The organism is Bacillus sp. NEAU-Y102 (assembly GCF_054788175.1).
The window spans coordinates 219757-241971 of record NZ_JBTWFK010000001.1 but is presented as its reverse complement, the minus strand read 5'-3'; the positions used below and the strand labels follow the sequence as shown (position 1 = coordinate 241971).

Below are 22215 nucleotides of genomic sequence, written 5' to 3'. Positions count from 1 at the left end.
AGAATAAGATTTGACTATAAGAGAAAGCGTTGGTGAAAGAATGGGACAGCAAAGACATTGGTTACAAGCAACTGTAGAAAGAAATAAAGATAATACGTTACAAATAAAGTGGGAAAATAATATAGAGGAAGTTCGCATTTACTGGAGTACTTCGCCAGATCATATTGAAGAAAATGGAGAATTACTTGCAACGTTAAATGGAGAATTATCATATACAATTGAAAACCCGAGTGAAACTGAACGTCCATATTTTAGACTAGTAGGAAGTAATGGACAAGCAGTAACAGTAGCTGAACGTAGACTGCCATTACAAGGCGCGTTTAACTTCCGTGATATGGGAGGATATGAAACGACTGAAGGCCGTAAAGTAAAATGGGGCAAGTTGTACCGTTCTGAAGAATTGGCAGGACTAACAGAGTGGGATATCGACTATTTACAAAAGTCTGGCTTGAAATTAATTTGTGACTACCGTACAGACTTTGAAGTGAAGCATAAGCCAAACCCAGAGATTACAGGTACTCGTCAAGTGTGCTTACCAGTTATGCAAGATTTAGCGAAAGACTTAAATATAAATGAATTTTTCCAAGTTGGTGACCTTTCTATGTTAGGAAAACCAGGTGAGTATCTTGTGAAAATGAATCAAGGTTTCGTAAGTGGTAACGAGGCATTTGTAAGCTTCTTAAACTTAGCGCAAAATCCGGAAAACTTACCGTTAGTAAACCACTGTACAGCTGGAAAAGACCGTACTGGATTCGGATCAGCACTATTATTACTTTTACTAGGTGTACCGGAAAAAACAGTAATGGAAGACTACTTACTAAGTAACGGTTTCCGTGAAAAGCTAAATGAAAAAATGATGGCCTTTTTAGGTGCGAAATTACAAAACGATGAGAGCAGAGCGATATTAGGTGCAATGTTTGAAGCACGTGCTGAATACTTGCAAGCTGCGATTGGTGAAATTCAAAAGCAATACGGATCAGTTGAAGCATACGCTGAAAGGGCTCTTGGCTTTACGAAAGAGTCGTTAGAGGAAATGAAAGAGTTATTACTAGAAGATTAATAAGTAAAAGGAGGCTGAGCGGATTAGCCTCCTTTTACTTATAGCGTAGTTGAAAATAGAAGATAATGGTGTATTCAATAAAGAGCAGGTTAAGCGCCTCATAATGAAATATATAAACTTATATTACTATCGTGTTATTATGTTAAGTGACGGTAAAGTCGTGTGATTTATAATGATTTCTATAATGAACTATAGGGAAAAAGCAAGAAAATGTCTATGTATTTGATGGAGGGTTATCATAATAGAAAGGAAATTAGGAGATGGGGAAATCAATAAAAAGTGAATTAATAGGATTGTTTACCTTTAATGAGACATGTAAAGTATATCAGCAAAAAAATGAGGAAATACATTGGCAATTGGATATTAGAAATGAATATGTAGATGTTAATGAGATGATTAAAAGGGCAGAGAAGCTTTTTTTATGTATAGAAGAATTTGATAAAAAGGCTAAAGTAGCCATAGCAGAAAAATTGATAAATTACAAAAATGATTTTTGGCCTGAGTATGATGATAATGATGAACATTTAAATTGGGATGCTGTAGATGCAGGAGAATATGATATAACGAAAGAAAAATTTGCAAAAGCGATTACGCTCTATGACATTGAAATTAGAGAAAATGATATATACTGTGAATATCATGATGGAGATTTATTTGGTGGACACATGATACATGCCTATTTTAATAATGATTATAAATTATTAAGCGCAGAGGTGTAATTTTAGTTATATAAAAATTGAATTAAAGTGTGCTTTAGTTAAAAGAATTAAATAAATTTTAAGCAATGAGAACGAAGCTTTTAAAATAGGAATTGAGGAGAACATCATGAAATACAAAGTTATATTATTCGACGTAGATGATACATTATTAGATTTCCCTGAAACGGAAAGACACGCATTACATAATGCGTTTGTACAGTTTGGTATGCCTACAGGGTATAATGATTATCTTGCAAGTTATAAAGAGATTAGTAATGGATTATGGAGAGATTTAGAAAATAAAATGATTACGCTAAGTGAATTAGCAGTAGATCGATTTAGACAATTATTTGCACTTCATAATATAAATGTAGATGCACAGCAATTTAGTGATGTATATCTTGAAAACTTAGGGAAAGAAGTACACCTTATAGAAGGCGCAGTACAATTATGTGAAAATCTACAAGATTGCAAGTTAGGTATTATTACGAATGGATATACGAAGGTGCAACAATCAAGAATCGGAAATTCACCTTTATGTAATTTCTTTGATCATATTATTATTTCTGAAGAAGTTGGTCATCAAAAGCCAGCACGTGAGATTTTTGATTATGCATTTGAGAAATTTGGAATTACGGATAAATCAAGTGTACTAATGGTCGGAGATTCGCTAACTTCTGATATGAAAGGCGGAGAAGATTACAGCATTGATACGTGTTGGTATAATCCAAGTTTGAAAGAAAATAGGGCAGAAGTTAAGCCGACTTATGAAGTGGAGAGTCTGCTACAAATTTTAGAAATTTTGGGAGTGGCGGAAGAAAAGGTAGCTTCATTTTAATTGTGCTGATATTTGTCGGCAAATCGATGATATATTGTAAGTTGCGATAGATATATTTGAAAAATCGCTCATATAAGTTCATATACTAAGATATAGAACAAAAAATAACGCTACTATACAAGGTCATTCACGTGTTATAATGCGTGAATTAAATATACGTATATAAATAGTTTCTCAGAGTGATGCGATGTCATGTATGATTAGTGTAACAACTAGAGGTGAATGAAGGATGTTAACGTTTTTATTTGAGTTAGACAAGAATCTCCCGCAGAAGGATGAGCCACGGTATGTTGCTTATACAAATGGTTTTATCGAAGGGGATTTAACAATTTGTATGGGTGACAGAGTATTTTTTCAAAAATCATGTATGAAGGTTGCAGAGCTGGGCATTTATTTAGGTCAGTGGATGGAACAAGTTCAACACGGGCAAAACGTGCCTATGAAATATGAAACGGCTGACCGTGAAGAGGTCATTCTTGGCTTATTCTATGAAGAGGATCATAACCAATGGAATGTTTCTTCCAGCTGGCAAGAATTTGAACTTCAAGAGCGTATCTCTACTGAAACATTAGTAGAGAGCGTTCAATGCTATTTATATGAGCTAAATAAGGAACTGCGTGCGATAGAATATCCTGTGACGTTTGATCAGTACTTAAGAGGAGAGCGAATGATGCAGCTTTCTTACAAACGACCGTGTGATAGCAAAGCAGATACGACGCCGATAGAGGTTTATAATGGAAGCGAGCAAGTAGGCGTAGTAAGGGGCTATTATAAAAATACGCTGATGAGAGTGCTGGATTTTATTCCGAAAATTGGTAGTAATATCATTTATGAAATAAAGGATATTAAGAACAATATTCGCGTCATTGCAAAGGATGTAAGTAGGCAGCGCCAAAGAAAGATTTTAGTAACGTACATCGATAATAATGATGCAGAGCATGAAATACTTGTATGTGACGGAAAGTTATTGGATGCAAATTTTATATTTACCTTTACATATAAGGCAGAAGAATATGTTGTTCATAAAACTTCATTTGGAATGGGAAAATTATTACGAAAAGGCTATTTAATCGCAGATTGGAATATTCGTCTTGAGGAAGATATGTATTACATCGAGATGAATGCATATGATGGAGATTACATGGAGGATCAATACTTACTATTAGGCGTATTTCATGCGGTTTTATATGGATAATCGATGAGAAATACCGTCATTCTTCTTGGAAAGAATGACGGTATTTTTTATTTATCCTCAAAAATAAAAATCTCATCAATCGTACTATGAAGTGCCTTCGCTATATCGTGAGCGAGTTGCAATGAAGGATTATACTTACCTTTTTCAAGGTGGCTAATTGTTTCACGGCGTACACCAACTTGCTTCGCTAAATCTTCTTGTGTCATGTTCAATTTTGCGCGGTATTCTTTTATCTTCGTTACGAACGCCATGGTGCATCTTCCATTTCATCAACAGGTTTATCATAAAAGAACATAGAAAAACCGAACGTAAGAATGAGTGTGCCGAAAATAAGAGTGATATCAATTTCTTGTAAGATCGGGTTTGGAAATAACATTTCAATAAACATAATGATAGCGGTAGTTAGTAATGTAATGATAAATGCATTGCGACACGATTTATTGACAATTTGTTCAAACAGTTCATCGTGTTGAACTGTTCTATACGATGTGAAAAAGGAGAAGAAACAGAACATAGTAAACAATCCTTTTTCATAAAAAAATCCGAGGAAACCGAAGAAACCGAGAAATCCTAAATATTTTATCCAAGTTGTTTTCATGATAGGTCCTCCTTACGTTGTTAGAAATAAGTCACGTTATGTTACAAATATATCACAATTGGATAGGAATGGTAATAATAGTTTTCCAGTTTGCTTCATAATAATAGTAAAAAGAGGAAATATGCTGCGAAATAAAGAGGATAATATTGTAAAATGGTTGTAAGGAGGGGGAGGAAGAAATGCTAACTTGGATCATGATCGTTGTATTACTTGTAGTGATTACTGTCATTGCGACGGTGTTAATTGGGCGGAATGGTGATGCAAATTATAGCAAAGCGACAAAGGGGAATATTAAACGATTAACAATGATTTATATTATACTAGCTGTCGTTTTAGTTGTTGGATTAGGGGTGTATATTTATTTTAAAGGTTAAATAAACTGAAAAATGTAAAAATCTTAAAATAGAAGTATGCTATAATATCAATATAGTTATTTGGTAATTAAGGAAAGGATTGGATGGAATGATTGAAATTACGAATGTGTCAAAAAGTTATAATGGGTCTACTTATGCAGTAAAAGATTTAAGTTTATCTGTACCTAGCGGCGAAATCTTTGGATTTTTAGGACCGAATGGTGCGGGTAAATCCACGACAATTAAGATGATTACTGGCATTCACGGGGTGGACAAAGGGACTATTACGATTAACGGAAAAAATATTATGGAAGAGCCGATGGAAGCGAAGAAGACGTTTGGTTATGTGCCGGATAGCCCAGATATGTTTTTACGTTTAAAAGGAATTGAATATTTAAACTTTATGGCTGATATGTATGAAGTGCCGAAAGAAGTAAGACAAGAACGAATAGAGTCTTTAGCGAAGAAGTTTGATCTTTATAATGCATTATCTGATCAAATTCAAAGTTATTCGCACGGTATGAGACAAAAAATCGTTATTATTGGTGTGCTCGTGCATGAACCAGATGTATGGATTTTAGATGAACCGTTAACAGGGCTTGATCCGAAATCTGCATATATTTTAAAAGAAATGATGAGAGAACATGCGGATAAAGGAAAGATTGTATTTTTCTCTACACACGTATTAGAAGTAGCGGAAAAAATATGTGACCGGGTTGCTATTATTAATAAGGGGAATTTGCAGTTTAAAGGAAATTTAGATGAAATGAGAGATCATTTTAAATCCAATGAATCACTTGAAAAAATGTTCTTGGAGATGACGGGCAATGAGTAAAATTTGGACGTTAACGAAGGTACTATTAAAGTTAAATTACGCAGATTTTATAGCAGATAAGAAGAAGCGATGGGCGTATTTATTTTCATTTGCAGCTATTTTATTTGTTGGATTTTTAATATTTGGTTCGATGACGCACGGAATGTATGAAGGTCTGAAACAATTAGGGCAAGGGCCGGGAATGATTATTGCAATGGGACTTGCGATTGCGAGTATATGGGTATTTTTAATGAGTATAACGAACATTTTAACTGTATTTTACTACAGCAATGATATTGAAATGTTACTGCCGTTACCATTAAAACCAGCGCAAATTATTTCGGCAAAATTTTTAACGGTATTAATTACACAATACGTAATGAGTTCATTCATTTTATTACCAATCTTCATTACGTACGGTTTAAAAAGTGGCGCATTTATTACATATTACATATATATGATTTTTATTTACTTACTCTTCCCAATCGTGCCGTTAGTATTAGCTTCGTTACTGATGACAATTATTATGAGGTATACAAATATAGCGAAAAATAAAGATCGAGGAAATATATTTATTGGAATCGTAAGTATATTATTTATTGTAGGAATTAACGTATTTATGCAGTGGAGAAATAAAAGTGCGTTTTCTGGAGATGGGGCTGCGGAATACCTTGTAAATAATCAATCTTCTCTTTTAGTACAAATGACAAATTATTTTCCAACTACATATTTTGGAGCAGTGGCATTAGTAGAAAATGCAAATTGGAAGGGACCTTTATATGTAATAATCTTTGCAGTTATTTCATTTGTCTTCTTTGTGTTGTTTTATTACATAGCAGAGCGTACATATTTAAAAGGGGTTATTGGACTTTCAACGAGTACAGCAAAGAAACAAGTTATTTCGGCGGAAGGTTTACAGAAATCAACAGTACAAAGTTCGCATTTAAAAGCGTATGTGAAAAAAGAATTTAAAACGTTATTCCGTACACCACAATTTTTCTTAAATTGCATTGTACAAACTTTCGTTATGCCAATTATGTTGTTCTTTATTTTATTTGTGCAAGATGGAAATTTAAAGTTTATTACAGAGTATATTAACAATCCAAAGACAACAGGATTTGCAATTGGTGTTGGTCTTTGTGCATCGTTATTTTTAATGGGTAGTAACGTCATTGCAACAACGTCATTTTCGCGAGATGGAAGCTCTTGGTTTGTGAATCGTTATTTACCAGTAAAGGCTTCGGATATCTTTTTTGCGAAAGCAATCACTGCTTGGTTAATTAATGTGATCATTTTAGCAGTATTCGGTATTACGATGGCAGTTGTAGCTGGGATTTCTCCAGTCTTTATGATACTGTGGTTTTTACTAAGTGCGAACGGGTTGTTATTAATTAATTTAATCGGAACACGCTGGGACGCGCAAACTGCAGATATTCATTGGGATACAGAGCAGAAATTATTTAAGAGCCGATATACCACTTTGTGGAATTTTTTAGCTAATATTTTAATAGCTTTAATTATTGTGGGGGGAGTAAGTGTATTATACTTCTTCCTTCATGTCGGACTGTGGGTTATGTTTATCGTTTTATTTGTAATGTTTACGATTGTAAATTATATCTTTATTAAAATGTTAAAATTAGGTGCTGAACGTATACTGTCAAATATTCAATAAGAAGATAGATCCTCTGTATTCATGCAGGGGATCTGTGTATAGATGGAGGAGAAAAAGGTGAAGAAAATAGCAATTGTAACAGGGGCAACTCGTCTGAATGGAATTGGTGCAGCTGTATGCAAGGTGCTTGCTCAAAAGGGGATAGACATTTTTTTCACGTACTGGCCAAAGTATGATAAAGCGATGCCATGGGGAATGAGTGATCAAGAACCCTTTTTGCTGAAAAAGGAAATTGAAAGTTACGATGTTCGATGTGAAATGGCAGAAATCAATTTATCGCAGTCTTATTCGCCAAATCGTTTGTTTTATATGGTATCAGAACGGTTAGGTGATCCATCTATTCTAGTTAATAATGCAGTATATTCTACTCATACGAGAATTGAGGAATTAGATGTAGAGCAGTTGGATAAACATTATACAGTTAATATTCGGGCTACTATGCTATTAAGTTCATTGTTTATAAAACATTATTCACTTAAAACGGGCGGGAGTATTATTAATCTTACTTCAGGACAGTCAGTAGGTCCAATGCCAGATGAACTAGCATATGCAGCAACGAAAGGGGCAATTGAAGCATTTACAAAGTCAGTAGCACCAGTAGCGATGGAGAAGGGGATTACTGTTAATGCCGTTGATCCAGGACCAACAAATACAGGGTGGATTACAGAGGAATTAAAACATTATTTAGTATGGAAATTCCCGCAAGGTAGAGTTGGAGAAACAATGGATGCTGCGCGCTTAATTTCTTTTTTAGTAAGTGAAGAAGCGAAATGGGTTACTGGGCAAGTTATTCACTCGAATGGTGGTTATTCATAAAAATATTATGTTAACAAATGTTGAGAAACAAAAAACGAAAGGAAATTTTATTTTTTTGTATAAATAAAATGTCAAGAAAGATAAAAATTTGATAGAAGAGTATATCGTCATATAAAGATAGTAATTCTTAATGTGACAATATACTCTTTTTCTTTTACTTACGAGCAGAAAAATGAAGTAGAAGAAACTCGAATATTAAAATGAGTTTATCAGTTTTTGTCCGTATTATTATGAAGATTACTGTCGGAAAGATGGTAATTCGTATGAAAAGGGATTTTTTAAGGGGAAATCGAATCGTAAAGGGGAGGATAAATAAAGTAAACATAGGGGGATTTATATGAAAATGAAAAAGGTCGCTATCGCATCGATAACAATTGGTACAATGCTTACTATGGCAGCTTGTAGTCCATCAGCAGATAAAGAGGCAGAAAAGAAAGAGCAAGTAACAGCGCAAAATGAAGGAGAAGCAAAAACGACAAGTGCAGATGAAGCGTCCAAAACAACGAAAGATACTGAAAAAGAAACAAATACTTCTTCAAATGAAAAAACAGATAAAGATGCAAAAAATACGAAAGAATCATCAGGAACAGAAAGTAACGGCAAAACGTCAACTCAAAATGAGAATGTGAAAACAAAAGAAAAAGAAACGACAGGAAAAACGAATGACCAAACGACTAGCGGGAAAACAGCAGATCAAAGCACAAGTACAAGCTCAAACACAAACAATAACGAAAAGACAACGAAAGATCCGAAGAAAAGTGTTGCTGTGAAAACGAACGTTAAAGAAGTTGTGGCATTAATTGATAGCTTGGACAAGCAGTTAGCTGCTAATCCAAAATTGGAAACAGTGAATAAGCTTGGCAAACAAATTAATGAAAAGTGGGACGTGATTGAAAAAGAGCTAGAAGCATCACATCCGACGGATTCTAAAACAATCGGTCAAAGTATGTATCCGTTAATTGTAGGAGCGGAGAAAGAAAAAATCGATATTAATAAAATGAAATCATTAACGACGAAAACGAAAAAAGATTTAAATCAGTTATTGACGAAACTTTCATAGTTTCAAAAGCCTACTCGTGTGAGTAGGCCTTTTTTAGGTTGTTGTAATGTGCACAGTATAACTTATTTATTATCATTTTCAATTACGATGCGAAAGGAACTGAATGCTTGTTGACTGATATAATCTTCTTCGCTAACTTTAAAAGGAAATGGAAAAGCGACGAGTTGAAAATTACTTTCCTGATCCACTGAAGGCAATGTGAAATTAAAGATTTGTCTTGTTTCAGGTGCAACCTTAGTATAAACGACTTTTCTATTGTTAAATATTTCAACTTGTTTCCAATCTTTAAAAGCTACGATTGCGTAAGTCATTTCATCATTCGTTTCATTACCGTTTGATAGGGTTAATTGCTTGCCTTCCTTTTCAAAGAAGACAGTTTGTAAGTTCTCTTCACGGTTCGTAACAAATAATGGTTCGTAAAGACCATCTTTTAAAATAGCATCTGGATCTATAAGGGAGAGTTTTATTTTTTCGTTTTCTTTCTGAAAAGGATGCATTGAATATCGCATACTTAGAATATCTTCTAAAATTGCTGCTTTATTTAAGTTATTATCTTTTAATTTGTATTCAGGTTTTTTAATTATTAAAAAGGTTAATTCATTTCCATTAGGAGAGGTGTGTAAAGAGATTTTCGTAGTAATTGAACTGTTTGGTTTCATATCAAAAAAATAGTGTGATATTTCATTAGTAGTATCTTCTATTCTAAAAGGTTTTTGTTCGTAATCTTCTAGAACAATTAATCCATATTTTCGGTTTTCATTAATAGTATGTACGAATGATAATGTTACATTAATTTTATTATCCTCACTAGTAATTGTACTGCCATTGTTGATATGTTGGCCTTGATTATCCTTCAATCCGTAAGAAATAGTATTGGTTTGTTGCTCTCGTTTATTTTCTATGGAAAGAGGATGAGGTTGTATGATTGAAGTATTGAACAAAATATAAATTGTAAGTAATGAAATAAGTAAAACACCGCTAATAATATATATTTGTTTCATAAATAGCACCTCAATATATGTAAAGTATTAGAGAAAAAAGATATGCAAGATGCATATCTTTTTTCTCTTTCTTACCAGAAGGCTTTTGTTTCGTGATTTACATCATTATAACCACTTAATTTATAGGTATGATTACCGATAGCGTAATCATCTCCATAATAAACGCTTGTGTTGGTCGCTGTAGCATTTACAAAGGATGATTTTTTTGCACTATTACTTTTCGTATTTACTAATGAGCCATCGCCATTGAAAGTTCTTGCTTTTGCATAAACATAGTCTTCGGTCGTAGTTGATTTCGATTTCGCAACTGCATATGGGTTACCAAAAAAGGGAGTATATACGCTAATGTTAGAGTCATTCTTAGGTGCAGCTGCAACAGTCAAACTAGGAACAATAGATGTTTTTGTTGATTGAATTGTATCAAAGTCAACTAAAACGGGCTGCTTGTCTACAGTGTCGACCTCTGAAGCACTTGCGTTATTAGTAAAACCAAAACCTAAAACCGCTAACCCTAAAGTTGTCACCGATAAAGATTTTTTCATATTCACTAATTTTCCCACCTTTTTAAATTTTTGAGTTCGAACTCAATTCGTACAATATATGAAAAATTCGAAATTCTCAATGGTTTATCCCATATTTAACTTTTCTTTTACTTTCAATTCAACATATCTTCATTTGCAAAAAAGCGAATATATCTTCTAATGCTTAGCCAGCAAGGAATATAGGTTTAACCTTATGAAATTTGTGTGAATTTTAATCTATTCATGTCATTATGTCTGTTATTTTTAAATTCATATGGGAAACTTATTTAAAAAAGGATGGTGACAAAAATGACAATTGATCGAATTTGTACAATTGGACCCGCAAGTAATAATAAAGAAACGTTAGCACAGTTAATAAAGAATGGTATGAAAATTGTTCGACTAAATTTATCGCATGGCACGCATGAAAGTCATAAAGACATCATTCGTTTAGTGAAATCATTAGATGACTCTATTAAATTTTTGGGTGATGTACAAGGTCCTAAAATAAGATTAGGTGAAGTGAAGGGAGAGCAAATTACACTTCAGGCAGGAGATTCTTTTATTTTACATACACAACCAGTTACAGGGAGTAATACAGAAGCAAGCGTTGATTATGAAGGAATTGCGAATGATGTGAAAGTAGACAGTAGAATTTTGATTAATGATGGAGAAGTTGAATTAATTGTTGAAAAGATAAGTACGGACAAAATAGAAACGAAGGTAAAAACAGGTGGCAATATCTCATCTCATAAAGGAGTTAATTTACCAGATGCGGCTGTTCGTTTACCAGCTATTACAGAGAAAGATAAAAAAGATATTCAGTTTCTTTTAGAAGAGAATGTTGATTTTATCGCGTGTTCTTTCGTAAGAAAACCTAGTCATATAAAAGAAATACGGGATTTTATACAACAGTATAAAGAAACGTCACCTAATGTAATTGCAAAAATAGAAACGATGGAAGCAATCGAGAATTTTCAAGATATATGTAAAGAAGCAGATGGAATTATGATTGCAAGGGGCGATTTAGGAGTAGAGTTACCGTATCAATGCATTCCGCTTTTACAGAAAATGATGATTCAGGAATGTAATCGAACGAATACATATGTCATTACAGCAACACAAATGCTTCAATCTATGGTAGATCATTCTATTCCAACAAGAGCAGAGGTGACTGATGTGTTTCAAGCTGTACTGGACGGGACGAATGCAGTTATGCTTTCAGCTGAAAGTGCATCAGGAGAACATCCAATCGAAAGTGTGAGAACATTACGTCTCGTTTCAGAATTTGCGGAGCATGTTAAAAAAGATGGACCTTTTGCGATGAAAGATGTACTGCAATTACTGCGTGAGTCTCTGGATGAGTAATAAATAAAAAGAGGGCGGATATGCATCCGCCCTCATGTTTTTCATTCATACTATTCTTGCTCTTGCTCATCCAAAATCTTTTCAAACGCAGCAGATACTTTATCAAACTCTTCATCATTTTCAATGTATGAAAACTCATTATCTTCTTCTACTTTTAAAAAGAAAATATCAATGTCTTCCTCAGTTTCTGTTTGGATATCTTCAACAAAGGCAACTGCAATATATTCTGCGCCTTCGACATCCATCGCTCCAAGTACTTCTACTTCTTGCTCTTCGTTATTCTCATCACTAAGAGTAAACACTTCGCCAACTTCAATATCAGACATATTCATTCTCCTCCTGTTCGACTCTAAAAAATAGAGCGCTCAAACTGTATACATACTAATATATCTTTCCATGAAAAATCAAATTCATACATAAGAAAAACGACTGATAGTTCTTTAGTATAAGTATCCAGCTATTAGGAGCATTATTTGTGTGTGCTATATTACTTAATCCATTCAACAATTGTATCCATAGTCTGTCTTGTTTTATCACGCTTTGGCTCTTCTTTACGGTAACCAAAGGCAACCATAACTGATGCTTCAAAGTTATCGCCTTGTATAATGCCTTCTTGACGAAGTAAAGAATCTACTTCCTCTTTATCAAATCCTTCTATTGGACAAGAATCAATACCGATTTGAGCTGCGCTCGTCATCATATTACCTAAAGCAATATAAGTTTGTTTAGATGCCCAATCAAATACAGCACGATCGGATTGTAATAAGTTAAAATCTGTTTCCTGGAACTTTTTGAAGAATTCATATCTAATTTTTTGAGTGTCTTCAGGCAATCCAATAATATCGTTCATCATATATTTAATATACTCTGCATCATAGTGCATATCTTTAATGTTTCTTGAAAGAACAATGACGAAGTGGCTTGCTGTTGCAAGTTGCCCACCAGCGCCCCATGAATACGGTTGTAGTTTTTCTCTTAATTCTTTATTTTGTACGACAATAAATTTCCAAGGCTCATATCCAAAAGAAGAAGGAGATAATCTGCCTGTTTCTAAAATGAATTTAAAATCCTCTTCTGAAATTTTGTGTATAGGATCGAACTCTTTACATGCATGTCTGAAATGAAAAGCCTCCATAATTTTCTCTTTTGTAATTTCTTTTGTATTTGTCATAAAAGTTCCTCTTTTCGTTAATTTATTTTGTAAGTAAATTATATTTTTAAAGTAACATAGACACAAGTACGCACATTTTTGTGTTATAGTATCAAAAAAGATACTATTGGTAAGGGAAAGGAGTTATGATGGATTGTTCGAATGAAAATAATATAAATTACCCATTTTTAAATAAATATTCTTGTCCAGTTGAAGCTATGGTTGAGGTTATTGGTGGAAAATGGAAAGGGGTTATTTTGTATCATTTATTAGATGGTACAAAGCGGTTTAATGAATTAAAAAGATTAAAACCTAATATCACACAAAGAATGTTAACACTGCAGCTGAGAGAACTTGAAGCAGACGGCATCATCCATCGTGAAGTATACCGTGAAGTTCCACCTAAAGTAGAATATTCGTTAACTGAGCTTGGTGAATCACTACGTCCAATGATTCTATTAATGATGGAATGGGCGACTCATAATATGGAGAAAGTTTTGGAAAGTAGGAATACGAAAAATAATAGTTAAGAGTTGTAGAAATAAAAGGTGTTTTCCATACGTAAAGACACCTTTTATCCCGCATTAACGGGCAGTAAGATCCCCACCTCAAAATTCAGTGGAAGCAAAGAAGTTAGGTGGGGGATGAACAAAACCCCCACTGATTAAAGTTTCACTTTATTTCTATGTTTTTTACTTTTTAACTTCAACTGCTGAAATTGCAAAGTCATTCAAGTTTACAGTTTTACCATACCAATCAGAGTGTTTGAAGACGATACCTTTACCATATCCTTCAGTTGAAGTACGATCCCATAGCGTTGTCGAATAGCTAGCAGTAGGGGATGCTGTACTTACAGAAGAAATTCTATTTTGCCAATTAGGAGGCAAATTTTTAAAACCGCTACTAAGAGAAAAATACTCGCCACCTTTATTTGCATGTTCATAGAAATCTGTACTATTAGGTCCGCTCCCTCCAACACCAAGGGGATTGATTGTATTATTCAACCTTTGTTTGTCTTTTTCAATAAAAGAATCTAAACTTTCTTTGTTCGAAAATCCATAAGATAACCAGTCTCCATTTTGATTTTGTTTCGGTAGAACTACAGTTATTTTTACGTCTTCCTTAGATGGAGCACCCAATTTGTTAAACGAATCTACAGTCTTTTCATCTACAGTTACATATTCAAAAGAGCTAATCGAATAATCCTTTTCGGTACTAGCTGATACTGATCCCAGTCCTCCAGTTAACGACAAAACAGTTAATAATGCACCTGCTACCAACTTTTTCAGCATGGATTCATCTCCTTAAAACTTAGATTTTTTACATAACTAAAATGTATGTTAATTTGAATGTATTATAAATATTTAGAAATTTATAAAAAATAAACAGAATATTCTTTTATTAGTCTTGAGTAAGGAAAGTAATTAAAAATGAAAAAAAGGTTTACTTAAAAAGTAAATCCTTTTTGCCAACCTATCTCAAAACTCTATGGATTAAAGTTTCATTTTATCCATCTATGAATCATACACTTCTTTTGCATTCATAGAAACAGCATCTAATAAAAGAAAAATGGCTGCTATCATATGTAGAAGGATTTCTATATAAGGAAAGAAGGCAACTAGAGTAACGATAATACCTATATAATGAGCGTACGTATTCATGCCTGCTTTTTTAGCTAATAAAATAGTAGTGATATGTAAAGCAATCAATAGTAGTAAAGGTATCCCATCTAGGTTAACAAGACTTGGAAATATATAATAGCAAGGAAGTAATAAAAGATGATAGATCCCTGTAGGCCACTTTAGTGCTTGTATGTAAGTTTTCAAAGTAAATCCTCCTAAAATAATTAATATCTATATATTACCAAAAAAGATAGGTGATTGGATATTAAACACTTGTGGTTTTTAGTATAATATAATTATTTTATGTTAACTAATTGTTTCCTTATCTATAAAATAGAAAAACCACCCAAACGAGGGTGGTTCGTATTATAAATAACTACTTAAAGAAGAAAGGGGAACCTTCACCTCACTACCTTCCTTCATATTCCGCAGCATAACGGTTTCTGTACTAAGTTCTTCTTCACCAATAATAAGCACGTAAGGGATATTCTCTTTATTGGCATAATTAAGAGCACGTTTTAATTTGCGTCCTGCTAGTTCGAGTTCGACTTTTAAGGAAGTGGTAGAACGTAATTGCTGGGCAATTTGTAAGCATTGTAATTCTGTCCCGAGTGGGATGATAAATACATCCGCTGTAGATGATATCGTTTCTTTCTGTGAGAGTGCTGTATAAATAACGTCTAAACCGAATGAAATACCGACTGTTGGATAGCTAATATTATCGCCACGGAATGCCCCAATAATATTATCGTATCGACCGCCGCTACCGATGCTAGATGTAATCGATCCATCTTTTAAAAAGATTTCATATACGGTGCCTGTGTACATTGTAAGTCCTCGCGCTAAAAACGGATTGAATATAGCATTTTCATTTATTCCAAGAGCGATTAAATATTGCTGTAATTGTTGCAATTCGTTTACTCCATCGGCAACGATTGGAGTATTGAAAGCGTCTTTAAAGTCATCAATTGAAAGCTTTAGACAAGATAATACAGTATTACATATTGTATCAGCCATTTCTTCAGAAATTCCGCGCTCTAATACATCTTTTCGTACACCATCAATCCCAATCTTTTCGATTTTGTCTAATGATAAAATGACGTCACTTGTTAATTCAGTAGGGATGTTAATGGCCTGAAGAATACCATTTAACAGTTTTCGGTTATTATATTGGATCGTTATCTCTAAGTTTAATGTTCGGAACAGCTCAAACGCCATGCTCATGAGTTCCGCTTCAGCCATGACTGATTCTACACCGACTATATCAACGTCGCATTGTATAAATTCACGAAATCTTCCTTGTTTAATTGGCCCATCTCGAAATACTTTCCCAATTTCATAACGTTTAAACGGAAGGCGGATGTTCGGATTCATTGCCACGACTTTTGCGAATGGAATAGTTAAATCGTATCGTAAGGCAAGGTCACGTTTTCCTTGATCCTGAAGTGTATATATTTCTTTTAATATTTCATCGCCACCACCGTACTTGTAAGACATAAGCTCATACATATTTAACATTGGTGTCTCTAACGGTTTGCATCCGTATCGTTCAAATGTATCTTCGCAAGTTCTTTTAATTTTATTTCGCAGCACTTGCTCCTCTGGTAAATAGTCTTTCGTTCCTTTTACATTTTTCATTTCCATTGTAATCACTCCTTTTTTTAATTAAAAAAAGCTATGCAGGTATAAAAATACCCACATAGCTTTATGAACGCTTCGTGGGTCAACAGGAAAAGCCCTGTACCCACGAAGAAAAATTTTTCTTCGGATACACGGCGTTACGTATGATGATGAAGTTGGAAAGAAGTATTAAAATTTCGCATTGCAAATCTCTCCTTAACGTAAGTTTTTCCAAATTATATCAGATGATTTTTGAATTATCAATATTTTTAGTTTTGAAATATACGTGAAGTTATGTAGGAGAAATGGAAAAGGGTGTATAATAAAACTTAATAATATGAAATAACCTTTTAAGGAGAACGTTATGAAAAAAGATAAAACAAATGCGATGCGAATATTAGATAAAGAAAAGATCGAATATTCGATGATGTCATATGATCCAGACGATGGGAAAATTGATGGCGTATCAGTAGCCGAGAAAATTGGACGAGAAGTGAGAGAAGTATATAAAACGTTAATCGCTCAAGGGAATAGTAAAAATTATCATGTGTTTATCATCCCAGTAGATGAGGAATTAAATTTAAAAGCTGCCGCAAAAGCAGTAAGTGAAAAGAAGATTGAAATGATTCCTGTAAAAGATATTACGAAAGTGTCAGGATACATTCGCGGTGGTTGTTCACCAGTCGGAATGAAGAAGTTATTTTCTACATGTATCGATGAAAGCGCCCAATCACTTGAAACGATGATCGTAAGTGGCGGGAAGATTGGTATACAAATTGAGCTGAAAGTGGATGACTTGGCGAAAGTGACGAGAGCGCAGTTTGGAGAGGTAACGAAGTAAATATACATATAAAAAGAAGTTCTAGTTTTATGGGACTTCTTTTTATTTTAGGAAGATTTTCATTAACGATTGCTGTAGGATAAACTAGTTTAGTATATAATTTTTTTACGATGTAAGTTATTTGGGAAGGTTATTTTTTTATCGGATTTATCTTTAAAAACGAACATTTTTAAAAACTTAACGAAAAATGTTCATGTTTTAATTGCGCGCACACTAATAGTTTGTTATATTATCCATATAATAATTTTGAATAACATCACTCGTATATACTCGGTAATATGGTCCGAGCGTTTCTACCTAGTTCCCAATGAAAGAACTGGACTACGGGTTAAAGTATTCGGCCGTTCTATGCTAATGAGCGCTACCGATCTATAATTTGGCATTTGTTTTATCTTTTGCTCAATTAACTTTGACTACCGTAGTTCTAGAAAGTAGAGATTCTTCTACAATTTCTAGAACTTTTTTGTTTGGACCAAAAGCATCGAGTATAGAAAACACAACAAGAGAAAGAGGAGAGATTATTTATGAAGAAGAATACGTTGAAAAAATGTGCTGCCCTAGTAACTACTGTTGCATTGTCATTCTCGATACTTGCGGGATGTAATGCGAGTCCGAAACAAGTTGAGGAAAAAAGCAATCAAAAACCTATCTTAATTCAAGGGCCAATGCCGATAGAAGCAGAAAAGTTTGCGAAAAGGCTAAAAAATGTGAAAGAAGAAAAGTCTGGAACTTTTGTATTTTATAAAGGAACTGTCGACAATTATCCTGTAATCGTTGCGAAAACAGGTAAAGGAATGGAGAATACAGCAGCTGCTACAGCGGTGGCTATTGAAAAATATAAACCTACAGCAATTATTAACCAAGGAACATCAGGTGGACATGATCCAAATTTAAATGTATTTGATATTGTATTAGGAAAACAAGTTGCAAATATAGGTTCATTAAAAACAACAAATATGGATGAGAATCAAGGAATTGAGCCGAAAAAATGGATATCTATGGACTTAATGGCTTCTGAAGGAAGTGCAGGAGAAGATCCAAATGCTGAGAAAATCCGATACTACGAAGGAGATAAGGATTTACTTGCAGCAGCTAATGCGGTAAAAGATAAATATACAAAAGGTAAAGTGGTTGAAGGTACTATAGGCTCAGCAGACCTTTGGAATAATGAAGTAGATAGAATTAAGTGGTTCCATACAAAATACGGTACATCTGTAGAAGAAATGGAAGGAGCTGCTGCAGCTCAAATCGCGAAAGCTTATGATGTCCCATTTTTAGGGATTCGAGTATTATCTAATAATAAAACAAACGGCGGGAAATATAACCCAAATACAGCAGCCGCAAATCAAGAATATGTATATGAAGTAGTTAAAAAATATATAGATTCAATGCAAAGTAAATAGTAGTAGTTCTGCTCCAGCATAAACGTCAAGTAACTGTAAATGTTTTCGAGACGGATAAACTTGTCTTAGGAATGGTAGTTGAAAAAAAAAGCTTGTTTCTTATAGAAAATATAAGAAACAAGCTTTTTTATTTAAAATAAATTGGGTAATTAAACTATAACGTCAATATATACCGTTGAATATCATAATAATATAATGGGGGTAATGTTATATGGCACTTACTACAGGACCAATTGAAAACGTAGGAAATCAACCTGCTAATGCAAATAGAGTTAGGGTAAAGATCCTTAACCGTACTGCGGGCCCACTTACTGGAGTAGCTAGAGTTTTTAGACTTGACGGTTCATTAGTATTAATTGAACAGGTAAACTTCAATGTGAATTCTAATGCTTCTACTTTTGCAACTCTAAGTTTAGTTCATCCTGCTTTTGGACAAGCATTTGAATATGAAGTTCAAATTGTTCCTAATCAACCTGGTGGACTATATAGTGTTTATGGACTAACAGCTGACAGTGTTATCATTACTGCACAACGTGTTGTGAACTCAGAATTGACACAGTTTCTTTAATTAAAATAGATTGGTGCCTACATGGTATCCAATCTATTTTTGTACGTATTATTCAGAGAAAGAAAGGTTTTACACAAAAATAAAGACAGTTATAGAAAAGGGAAAAGTCGAGCTATCATCTTGATTTTTATTATTTCTGTCTTAGATTGTATCTGTTTTGTGGCATGGTTTTCTTTGAATGCTTTTTATTCAAACTGTTTTTTAAAGTATTTATCAAATATGCATTATTGCATAAATAAATTTAAATTTATAAGTTAATATTAAACTACTTTTTAATTGTAAAGAATATTTTAATAATCTTTATAAGAGAAGGATATTCCATGTAAAAAGTGAAATTGTTTGGAATGTGAATAAACAAAAAGTTTAGAAGTGATACAGACTGGATAGAGTCGTGTATTAAATAAACAGAAAAGGGGTATGGATTTCTAAAAGGTTTCGGGGGTTAGAAAGCACTTTTTAGTGAATAGCTTCAAATTATATTTTAAAGGGGAATGGGTATATGAAGTTTCGAAATACAAAGATTGCTATGATTACACTATCTTCATTTTTTATTTTAGGTTCTGCATCGCTATCATTCACAGATACTATACACGGTGAAGTAGCTCCTGCATCAGCACAAGAGATTATTGTAAAAAGTTATGACGATACATATTATAATAACGCAATAGGAAAAACGGGGTTAGAATTAAAGAAGGAACTGCATAATATTATTGATAATCATACAAAGTTATCATACAGTGCGGTTTGGGAAGCACTAAGAGATACTGATGAAGATCCAAATAATAAAAATAATGTGTTACTCTTATATACTGGTCGTTCGCAAGGGAAGCTTACGAATGGATCAGGAGTAAATAACTGGAACCGAGAGCATGTTTGGGCAAAATCTCACGGTGACTTTGGAACGACTGCAGGACCTGGAACAGATCTACATCATTTAAGAGCGACGGATGTATCTGTAAATAGTTCACGTGGAAATCTGGATTTTGATAACGGTGGTGTAAATCATTCTGAAGCGACAGAATGTAAATATGATAGTGATTCTTGGGAACCTCGTGATAGTGTAAAAGGAGATATTGCTAGAATGCTGTTTTATATGGCTGTTCGTTACGAGGGGGACAACGGCGAAATAGATTTAGAACTAAATGAAAAAGTGAATAACAATAAAGATGCATACATGGGGAAACTATCTGTTTTATTAAAATGGAATGAACAAGACCCGGTCGATGATTTAGAGCGAAAGCGTAATGAAGTGATTTTTACAAAATATCAACATAACCGCAATCCTTTTATTGATCATCCTGAATGGGTAAATAAAATTTGGAACTAAGATTTTTAAAGGTATTATATTTTGATAAAAGGGATTGATCATTATGATCAATCCCTTCTTATATGTTTACTAGAATAAATGATTTTTATAGGATTGAAGAGGAGAATAGGATAGATATTTTATCAAGTTAAGTATATATGGGTATTTTAGTACGGTCCCCACTCAATATTCACCCCAATAATAAGAAAAACAAGTCCAATGATAAACCAAATGAATGCAAGTGGAGCCATGAATCGAATCCATTTGCCGTAAGAAATGCCGCTTGCTGCGAGAACGCCCATTAAAACACCGGAAGTTGGATTTAAGCAGTTGACTACACCTTCTCCAAGCATAACAGCCTGTACTGTAACTTGGCGTGTAATGTGCATGAAATCAGCTAATGGAGCTAATATCGGAATAAAAATAACCGATTCTCCTGTCCCGGATGAAATAAGGAAATGTAATGCGGCACTACTTACGTACATACCGATAACACCAAATACAGGGCTTTGTCCTTCGAGAGCTTGTGCGAGTTGGTTAACAATTGTATCAAGCAATTTTCCTTGTTCTAAAATGACTGAAATACAACGAGCCATTCCAACGATTAAAGCACCATATATGAGATTTTGGCAGCCCGCTAGAAAAGTAGAAGCGATATCGTTTGCTTTCATGCCACCTATTATTCCGGCTGTAATTGCTATGAAAATAAAAGTAGCGGTCATTTCTGCGTCCGTCCAATGTAGACGAAAAGCGCCTATTAAAAATGCAATTAATGATAAAGCTGAAACGAGTAAAATTAATTTATGACGTATAGTCCAAGGGACTTCTTTTTTCTCTGTTTCTTTTTCGCTTGAAAGAGCGTTACTTGGAAACCAGTTATCGCCAAGAATGCTTCCTTTATTCGATTTTTTCAAGCGCTTTACATACCAATTTATATAAAGGATAGTGGCAAGTAAAAAAGATATATAGATTGCGGTGCGTAAACCAATTCCGGAAAACATCGGAAGTTCTGCAATCTTTTGTGAAATGCCTAAAGGTGAGGGAGATAAAATAGTAGCATTAAAGCCAGCATAAGTACCTAAATAAATAATTGCTACACCGACGATAGCGTCCCATTTCAATGTGCGTGCAACGATGATGCCGATGGGGATAAAACCGATAACTGAATTAACGATAATGCCAGTCGTTCCAAGAATAGAAAAAAGTGCAGCAACGATACAAATGAAAAGTAATTGCTGATTACGAAATTTGTTAATAACATGATAGATTAAACCGTCAAGGGCACCTGTTTTTTCAAGAATTGCAATGGCTCCACCTGTAAATAAAATTAGAAAGATAATAGGAGCAGCAAGGGTCATTCCTTTTTCAATAGCGGTAAAAAAAGAAACAAATCCTACGGGTGATTGCGGAACAGAATGGTAGCTACCTGGTATTGTTGTTGTAACGGTCCCGTTTGTAACCCTTTTAAATTCTCCAGCAGGAACGAAATACGTAGCAATGGCGCAAAGTAAGGCAATAAAAAATAGTAGTACGTAAGCATCAGGCATTTTAAACTTTTGTTTACTAGGTTGTTTTTTTGCCTCAGTTTGTATTTGCATAAAATCCCTCCTTCTTCACTTGGTTAATTTTTAATATTCTGAATTTAATCTGTGAAATAGATTATAATAAAGGTGGCTTCTTAAGGCAATAGTTTTTGTATCCTTTCCCGTAC

25 protein-coding genes and 1 riboswitch are annotated in these 22215 nt (G+C 33.9%); of the genes, 15 read left to right on the top strand and 10 right to left on the bottom strand.

Annotated features, from left to right (window positions below):
- Nucleotides 1-40: 40 nt before the first annotated feature.
- The 4 genes from ACYFX0_RS01190 (at nt 41) to ACYFX0_RS01175 (ending at nt 3791) form a co-directional block, all read left to right on the top strand.
- Entirely contained in the window at nt 41-1060 is a 1020-nt protein-coding gene (locus ACYFX0_RS01190) for a tyrosine-protein phosphatase (protein ID WP_106082327.1), read from the top strand.
- A 260-nt stretch (nt 1061-1320) separates the two neighbouring features.
- On the top strand, nt 1321-1779 hold the full coding sequence (locus tag ACYFX0_RS01185; RefSeq protein ID WP_000520300.1) for a DUF2262 domain-containing protein: 459 nt from the start codon (nt 1321-1323) through the stop codon (nt 1777-1779).
- A 106-nt stretch (nt 1780-1885) separates the two neighbouring features.
- Nucleotides 1886-2596, top strand: a complete 711-nt coding sequence (locus ACYFX0_RS01180; protein ID WP_000875915.1) for a YjjG family noncanonical pyrimidine nucleotidase — start codon at nt 1886-1888, stop codon at nt 2594-2596.
- A gap of 229 nt (nt 2597-2825) precedes the next feature.
- Complete coding sequence (locus ACYFX0_RS01175; protein ID WP_000955110.1) at nt 2826-3791, top strand: tubby C-terminal domain-like protein; 966 nt, start codon at nt 2826-2828, stop codon at nt 3789-3791.
- Nucleotides 3792-3838: 47 nt separating this feature from the next.
- Here ACYFX0_RS01175 and ACYFX0_RS01170 read toward each other — a convergent pair whose 3' ends face one another.
- Together ACYFX0_RS01170 and ACYFX0_RS01165 are read right to left on the bottom strand one after the other, a co-directional pair.
- Nucleotides 3839-4042, bottom strand: coding sequence for a helix-turn-helix transcriptional regulator (locus tag ACYFX0_RS01170; protein WP_000896294.1), 204 nt, complete (start codon nt 4040-4042; stop codon nt 3839-3841).
- Nucleotides 4030-4389 carry a DUF3796 domain-containing protein gene (locus tag ACYFX0_RS01165; protein WP_098829130.1) on the bottom strand — a complete coding sequence of 120 codons (360 nt, stop codon included), beginning with the start codon at nt 4387-4389 and terminating at the stop codon, nt 4030-4032. The genes ACYFX0_RS01170 and ACYFX0_RS01165 overlap by 13 nt, the downstream gene beginning before the upstream one ends.
- Before the next feature lie 179 nt (nt 4390-4568).
- Here ACYFX0_RS01165 and ACYFX0_RS01160 point away from each other — a divergent pair, with 179 nt between their 5' ends.
- The 5 genes from ACYFX0_RS01160 (at nt 4569) to ACYFX0_RS01140 (ending at nt 9104) form a co-directional block, all read left to right on the top strand.
- A complete protein-coding gene (locus ACYFX0_RS01160) occupies nt 4569-4763 on the top strand; it encodes a hypothetical protein (protein ID WP_000958863.1) in 195 nt (64 codons plus the stop codon).
- An 88-nt stretch (nt 4764-4851) separates the two neighbouring features.
- Nucleotides 4852-5577: an ABC transporter ATP-binding protein gene (locus ACYFX0_RS01155; RefSeq protein ID WP_000570204.1), complete on the top strand. Its 726-nt coding sequence runs from the start codon at nt 4852-4854 to the stop codon at nt 5575-5577.
- Entirely contained in the window at nt 5570-7228 is a 1659-nt protein-coding gene (locus ACYFX0_RS01150; RefSeq protein WP_000036853.1) for a putative ABC transporter permease subunit, read from the top strand. Before ACYFX0_RS01155 ends, ACYFX0_RS01150 begins: the two co-directional genes overlap by 8 nt.
- 57 nt (nt 7229-7285) lie before the next feature.
- Nucleotides 7286-8044 (top strand): SDR family oxidoreductase, encoded by a 759-nt coding sequence (locus ACYFX0_RS01145; protein ID WP_002082465.1) that lies wholly within the window; start codon nt 7286-7288, stop codon nt 8042-8044.
- A 337-nt stretch (nt 8045-8381) separates the two neighbouring features.
- The gene (locus ACYFX0_RS01140; protein ID WP_000782525.1) at nt 8382-9104 is read left to right on the top strand and encodes a hypothetical protein; all 723 of its coding nucleotides are present in this window, start codon (nt 8382-8384) and stop codon (nt 9102-9104) included.
- Between the two features lie 62 nt (nt 9105-9166).
- On the opposite strand, the gene ACYFX0_RS01135 is transcribed toward ACYFX0_RS01140, so the two are convergent.
- Together ACYFX0_RS01135 and ACYFX0_RS01130 are read right to left on the bottom strand one after the other, a co-directional pair.
- A complete protein-coding gene (locus ACYFX0_RS01135; protein WP_000810164.1) occupies nt 9167-10105 on the bottom strand; it encodes a hypothetical protein in 939 nt (312 codons plus the stop codon).
- A 71-nt stretch (nt 10106-10176) separates the two neighbouring features.
- The gene (locus ACYFX0_RS01130) at nt 10177-10653 is read right to left on the bottom strand and encodes a hypothetical protein (protein ID WP_001056350.1); all 477 of its coding nucleotides are present in this window, start codon (nt 10651-10653) and stop codon (nt 10177-10179) included.
- A 282-nt stretch (nt 10654-10935) separates the two neighbouring features.
- Here ACYFX0_RS01130 and ACYFX0_RS01125 point away from each other — a divergent pair, with 282 nt between their 5' ends.
- Nucleotides 10936-11994 (top strand): pyruvate kinase, encoded by a 1059-nt coding sequence (locus ACYFX0_RS01125; RefSeq protein ID WP_000151077.1) that lies wholly within the window; start codon nt 10936-10938, stop codon nt 11992-11994.
- A 50-nt stretch (nt 11995-12044) separates the two neighbouring features.
- Here the strand turns inward: ACYFX0_RS01125 and ACYFX0_RS01120 are convergent, their stop codons facing one another.
- Together ACYFX0_RS01120 and ACYFX0_RS01115 are read right to left on the bottom strand one after the other, a co-directional pair.
- A complete protein-coding gene (locus ACYFX0_RS01120) occupies nt 12045-12326 on the bottom strand; it encodes a DUF1292 domain-containing protein (protein WP_002005464.1) in 282 nt (93 codons plus the stop codon).
- Between the two features lie 155 nt (nt 12327-12481).
- Nucleotides 12482-13165: an NAD(P)H-dependent oxidoreductase gene (locus tag ACYFX0_RS01115; RefSeq protein ID WP_000185604.1), complete on the bottom strand. Its 684-nt coding sequence runs from the start codon at nt 13163-13165 to the stop codon at nt 12482-12484.
- A 128-nt stretch (nt 13166-13293) separates the two neighbouring features.
- Between ACYFX0_RS01115 and ACYFX0_RS01110 the strand changes: the two genes are divergently transcribed.
- Nucleotides 13294-13674, top strand: coding sequence for a winged helix-turn-helix transcriptional regulator (locus ACYFX0_RS01110; RefSeq protein ID WP_000340656.1), 381 nt, complete (start codon nt 13294-13296; stop codon nt 13672-13674).
- 162 nt (nt 13675-13836) lie between these two features.
- On the opposite strand, the gene ACYFX0_RS01105 is transcribed toward ACYFX0_RS01110, so the two are convergent.
- From ACYFX0_RS01105 to ACYFX0_RS01095, 3 genes are all read right to left on the bottom strand, one after another.
- Nucleotides 13837-14436: a hypothetical protein gene (locus tag ACYFX0_RS01105; RefSeq protein WP_106082297.1), complete on the bottom strand. Its 600-nt coding sequence runs from the start codon at nt 14434-14436 to the stop codon at nt 13837-13839.
- Between the two features lie 222 nt (nt 14437-14658).
- A complete protein-coding gene (locus ACYFX0_RS01100) occupies nt 14659-14970 on the bottom strand; it encodes a hypothetical protein (RefSeq protein WP_000860703.1) in 312 nt (103 codons plus the stop codon).
- A 162-nt stretch (nt 14971-15132) separates the two neighbouring features.
- Complete coding sequence (locus ACYFX0_RS01095) at nt 15133-16410, bottom strand: histidine--tRNA ligase (RefSeq protein ID WP_000425329.1); 1278 nt, start codon at nt 16408-16410, stop codon at nt 15133-15135.
- A gap of 340 nt (nt 16411-16750) precedes the next feature.
- Between ACYFX0_RS01095 and ybaK the strand changes: the two genes are divergently transcribed.
- The 4 genes from ybaK (at nt 16751) to ACYFX0_RS01075 (ending at nt 20525) form a co-directional block, all read left to right on the top strand.
- On the top strand, nt 16751-17227 hold the full coding sequence (gene ybaK / locus ACYFX0_RS01090; RefSeq protein ID WP_000710860.1) for a Cys-tRNA(Pro) deacylase: 477 nt from the start codon (nt 16751-16753) through the stop codon (nt 17225-17227).
- Between the two features lie 240 nt (nt 17228-17467).
- A riboswitch (purine riboswitch) is annotated at nt 17468-17571 on the top strand.
- A 180-nt stretch (nt 17572-17751) separates the two neighbouring features.
- Complete coding sequence (locus ACYFX0_RS01085) at nt 17752-18630, top strand: 5'-methylthioadenosine/S-adenosylhomocysteine nucleosidase (protein ID WP_106082296.1); 879 nt, start codon at nt 17752-17754, stop codon at nt 18628-18630.
- Nucleotides 18631-18841: 211 nt separating this feature from the next.
- Nucleotides 18842-19198, top strand: coding sequence for a hypothetical protein (locus tag ACYFX0_RS01080; RefSeq protein WP_001229421.1), 357 nt, complete (start codon nt 18842-18844; stop codon nt 19196-19198).
- A gap of 499 nt (nt 19199-19697) precedes the next feature.
- Nucleotides 19698-20525, top strand: a complete 828-nt coding sequence (locus tag ACYFX0_RS01075; protein ID WP_000672181.1) for an endonuclease I family protein — start codon at nt 19698-19700, stop codon at nt 20523-20525.
- 146 nt (nt 20526-20671) lie between these two features.
- On the opposite strand, the gene ACYFX0_RS01070 is transcribed toward ACYFX0_RS01075, so the two are convergent.
- The gene (locus tag ACYFX0_RS01070; protein ID WP_001166977.1) at nt 20672-22102 is read right to left on the bottom strand and encodes a YfcC family protein; all 1431 of its coding nucleotides are present in this window, start codon (nt 22100-22102) and stop codon (nt 20672-20674) included.
- Nucleotides 22103-22215: the final 113 nt, after the last annotated feature.

Coding starts and splice junctions, on each gene's coding strand:
- ACYFX0_RS01185 (WP_000520300.1), top strand. CDS start 1,321: ATGGGGAAATCAATAAAAAGTGAATTAATAGGATTGTTTACCTTTAAT.
- ACYFX0_RS01180 (WP_000875915.1), top strand. CDS start 1,886: ATGAAATACAAAGTTATATTATTCGACGTAGATGATACATTATTAGAT.
- ACYFX0_RS01075 (WP_000672181.1), top strand. CDS start 19,698: ATGAAGTTTCGAAATACAAAGATTGCTATGATTACACTATCTTCATTT.
- ACYFX0_RS01105 (WP_106082297.1), bottom strand. CDS start 14,436: ATGCTGAAAAAGTTGGTAGCAGGTGCATTATTAACTGTTTTGTCGTTA.
- ACYFX0_RS01160 (WP_000958863.1), top strand. CDS start 4,569: ATGCTAACTTGGATCATGATCGTTGTATTACTTGTAGTGATTACTGTC.
- ACYFX0_RS01110 (WP_000340656.1), top strand. CDS start 13,294: ATGGATTGTTCGAATGAAAATAATATAAATTACCCATTTTTAAATAAA.
- ACYFX0_RS01115 (WP_000185604.1), bottom strand. CDS start 13,165: ATGACAAATACAAAAGAAATTACAAAAGAGAAAATTATGGAGGCTTTT.
- ACYFX0_RS01135 (WP_000810164.1), bottom strand. CDS start 10,105: ATGAAACAAATATATATTATTAGCGGTGTTTTACTTATTTCATTACTT.
- ACYFX0_RS01155 (WP_000570204.1), top strand. CDS start 4,852: ATGATTGAAATTACGAATGTGTCAAAAAGTTATAATGGGTCTACTTAT.
- ACYFX0_RS01150 (WP_000036853.1), top strand. CDS start 5,570: ATGAGTAAAATTTGGACGTTAACGAAGGTACTATTAAAGTTAAATTAC.
- ACYFX0_RS01095 (WP_000425329.1), bottom strand. CDS start 16,410: ATGGAAATGAAAAATGTAAAAGGAACGAAAGACTATTTACCAGAGGAG.
- ACYFX0_RS01080 (WP_001229421.1), top strand. CDS start 18,842: ATGGCACTTACTACAGGACCAATTGAAAACGTAGGAAATCAACCTGCT.
- ACYFX0_RS01165 (WP_098829130.1), bottom strand. CDS start 4,389: ATGAAAACAACTTGGATAAAATATTTAGGATTTCTCGGTTTCTTCGGT.
- ACYFX0_RS01175 (WP_000955110.1), top strand. CDS start 2,826: ATGTTAACGTTTTTATTTGAGTTAGACAAGAATCTCCCGCAGAAGGAT.
- ACYFX0_RS01190 (WP_106082327.1), top strand. CDS start 41: ATGGGACAGCAAAGACATTGGTTACAAGCAACTGTAGAAAGAAATAAA.
- ACYFX0_RS01140 (WP_000782525.1), top strand. CDS start 8,382: ATGAAAATGAAAAAGGTCGCTATCGCATCGATAACAATTGGTACAATG.
- ACYFX0_RS01070 (WP_001166977.1), bottom strand. CDS start 22,102: ATGCAAATACAAACTGAGGCAAAAAAACAACCTAGTAAACAAAAGTTT.
- ACYFX0_RS01120 (WP_002005464.1), bottom strand. CDS start 12,326: ATGAATATGTCTGATATTGAAGTTGGCGAAGTGTTTACTCTTAGTGAT.
- ACYFX0_RS01085 (WP_106082296.1), top strand. CDS start 17,752: ATGAAGAAGAATACGTTGAAAAAATGTGCTGCCCTAGTAACTACTGTT.
- ACYFX0_RS01170 (WP_000896294.1), bottom strand. CDS start 4,042: ATGGCGTTCGTAACGAAGATAAAAGAATACCGCGCAAAATTGAACATG.
- ACYFX0_RS01125 (WP_000151077.1), top strand. CDS start 10,936: ATGACAATTGATCGAATTTGTACAATTGGACCCGCAAGTAATAATAAA.
- ybaK (WP_000710860.1), top strand. CDS start 16,751: ATGAAAAAAGATAAAACAAATGCGATGCGAATATTAGATAAAGAAAAG.